This window comes from Bradyrhizobium sp. (assembly GCF_049798375.1).
Lineage (GTDB): Bacteria > Pseudomonadota > Alphaproteobacteria > Rhizobiales > Xanthobacteraceae > Bradyrhizobium.
Genome location: NZ_JBARGP010000169.1, coordinates 1 through 2717, shown reverse-complemented (window position 1 = coordinate 2717; position 2717 = coordinate 1). Strand labels below are relative to the sequence as shown.

Annotated in this window: 2 protein-coding genes and 1 pseudogene; 1 reads left to right on the top strand and 2 read right to left on the bottom strand. The window is 64.1% G+C overall.

Annotation, left to right across the window (positions count from 1 at the left end):
• Window positions 1-125 (top strand): carbohydrate porin (locus WA702_RS07165; RefSeq protein ID WP_425109832.1); only part of this gene is annotated, 125 nt, incomplete at its 5' end.
• Window positions 126-155: 30 nt separating this feature from the next.
• Here WA702_RS07165 and WA702_RS07160 read toward each other — a convergent pair.
• Both WA702_RS07160 and WA702_RS07155 read right to left on the bottom strand, forming a co-directional pair.
• Window positions 156-1145: pseudogene (locus WA702_RS07160) on the bottom strand (IS30 family transposase); the annotation flags it as partial.
• A gap of 283 nt (window positions 1146-1428) precedes the next feature.
• Window positions 1429-2670 carry an LLM class flavin-dependent oxidoreductase gene (locus tag WA702_RS07155; RefSeq protein WP_425109831.1) on the bottom strand — a complete coding sequence of 414 codons (1242 nt, stop codon included), beginning with the start codon at window positions 2668-2670 and terminating at the stop codon, window positions 1429-1431.
• Window positions 2671-2717: the final 47 nt, after the last annotated feature.

The following is a 2717-nucleotide window of genomic DNA, read 5'->3' as shown; positions in this document are numbered from 1 at the left end:
ATGCCTACCAGGTGAACAAGAGCCTGACGCTGACCGCGGACTATCAGTTCATTACCAACCCCGCCTACAACGCCGATCGCGGCCCGGTGCACATCTTCTCCGGCCGTATCCACGGCGAGTTTTGAGTCCCAACGTCGTCCCGGCGAAGGCCGGGAGGTGGATTCACACTCGAAGTGCAACACTTGATCGGCAAAGGACTCCGCAGGCGTGCGGTAGTCAAGGGATTTGCGTGGGGTGTTGTTGTAGGTGGCGATGAACTGGCGGAATCTGGCGGTCGAGAGGGTTACGAGATCCGTTTTGCGAGGGATGAAGCGGCGCATCCTGCCGATGGCGTTCTCGATACCACCCTTCTGCCAGGGCGCGTGGGGATCGCAGAAGAAGGTCTCGATCGAGAGGCGATGTAGCGCCAGGTGACCGGCAAACTCGGTGCCGTTGTCGAAGGTGACGGTCTGGCGCAGCTCTTGTGGAAGGGCAGCGAAGAAGCGGACGAGATGGCGTGCGACACCGCGCGCAACCTTGCTGGCAAGGCGGATGCCGAGCAGCAGGCGAGAGGTGCGCTCATGCACGGTCAGCACGGCCTGACCGTACTTCGAGAACATCATCAAATCGGCCTCCCAATGCCCGGCGACGCTACGGTCGGCAACCTCAAGGGGCCGATTTGCCAGGGAAACACGGCCTTCGATGAAGCTTGCGGGGCTGCCGCCTCGCTTGCCGCGGAGGCCGCGCTTGCTCTTGGCGCGCGGCAGGTAGCGTCGCCAGCTGAAGTCCGAGGTGCGCCTGAGTTGGCCATAGATGAAGCGGTAGATGGTCTCGTGGGAGATCACCTTGTGCCCGCACTCGCGGGCCAGCCGGCCGGCGATCTGCTCCGGCGACCAACCTCGGCGAAGGCGTTGCAACACCGCGCGGCGCAGGACGGGCTCCCGTTCGAGGCGTCCGCCCGTCCAGCGCCGCGCTCGCATCTGTTGCTGGGCATAATTTGGCTTGTAGCCAGCCTGAACGCTCCGATTACGGCTCAGTTCCCGAGAGATTGTTGATGGCGAGCGATCCAGAGCTGCCGCGATTTGCCGGACCGAGCTGCCATTGGCCGATAGACAGGCAATCTCGCATCGGTCGTCCAGAGAGAGCTGCTTGTAAGTCCGCCCCATGGCAACACCTCCTCAAGGAAGTGTTGCACTTCGTTTGTGAACTCAGGGGACCCATTACCCCGAGCATCAGTCGTTGCGTGACGTTGGAGCCACGATCTCGTTCACAACCAAATGCGGTGGTTATGGGTCCTGGCTTTCGCCAGGACGACGCGGGGAGGGAGGTGTGTGCGCAACTCCATCCCCGTCATACCCGCGTAACGGCTTCGCCGTTGTTGCTGCGCGAGCGTCGCCGGATGACGGGGCAACCAGCCGTACGCGGGCAACGCGACGAACGGCGCAGCGCTCACACCTTCTGCTTCGCCGCTTCCTTCGCGAGATCGGGCGCATTCACGGCCGGGATCGCGACGCGGCCGGTGCCGGTTTGCTGAAGCGCTGCGGCGGCCTTGTCGTTCTGCATGATCTTGGCCATGACGGCTTGGCCGGCACGTTCGAACACCGCGCGGTTGTCGATCACGAATTGGCGCGACTTGCGCAGGCCGTCGATATAGCCGTTGATCTCGGGCACGACATAGCGCGCAACCATGTCCCAGCTGCGGCGGGTGTTTTCGGGGTTGGCCCAGTCATGGGCGAAGCCGATGATCGAACCGACGCCGCCGGAGACGTCGACCAGGTTCTTGATCATCTTGATCAGGTCATCCGGCGTGCCGATGGTGGAGGCAGCACCTTCGACGAAGGCGGTTTTGTCGACGGCTTCGTCCGGCGAGGCGAACGCGGTCAGTCCCGGCCGCATCAAGGTGCCGACGTTATATTCGTTGTGCCAGCGCAGCAGCCCGGCACCGGCCTCGCGCCGTGCCTGCTCGCGGGTCTCGGCGATGTGCCAGGACAGCAGCACGCGCCAGTTGGCGCGGCTGACATTGGCGCCGTGCTTCTTGGCGGCATCCTCGGCGAACTGCCATTGCTGCGGCAGCGCCATCAGCCCCTGTGTCGACATCGATCCCAGCGAGATGATGCCGATGCCGTATTTGCCGGCCAGCGTCATGCCCGACGGCGAGATCTGCGAGGCCACCACGAACGGCATCTCCTCCTGCAAGGGCAGGATCTGCAGCGCGGCGTCGTTCATCGTGAACCAGTCGCTCTTCGCAGTGACGCGCTCGCCGTTGAACAGCCGGCGGATGATGGCGATGGCCTCGTCCTGGCGGTCGCGCTGCGTCATCGGATCGATGCCGAGCGTGTGCGCATCCGACGCCAGCGCGCCGGGGCCCGAGCCGAAGATGGCGCGGCCGCCGGTCATGTGGTCGAGCTGCACCATGCGTTGCGCGACGTTGAAGGGATGATGATAGGGCAGCGAGATCACGCCGGTGCCGAGCCTGATGCGCTTGGTGCGCTCGCCGGCCGCGGCGAGGAACATTTCCGGCGAGGCGATCATCTCCCAGCCCGAGGAATGGTGCTCGCCGCACCAGAATTCGTCATAGCCGAGGTCGTCGAGCAGCTCGACCAGATCGAGGTCACGGCGGAATTGCAGCATCGGGTGCTCGCCGATCGGATGATGCGGGGCGAGGAAGGCTCCGAACTTCAGGCGCGCCATGATGCTTTCTCCCAGACGGAATGTCGTTGTCGTGTTGCTTGGTTGCC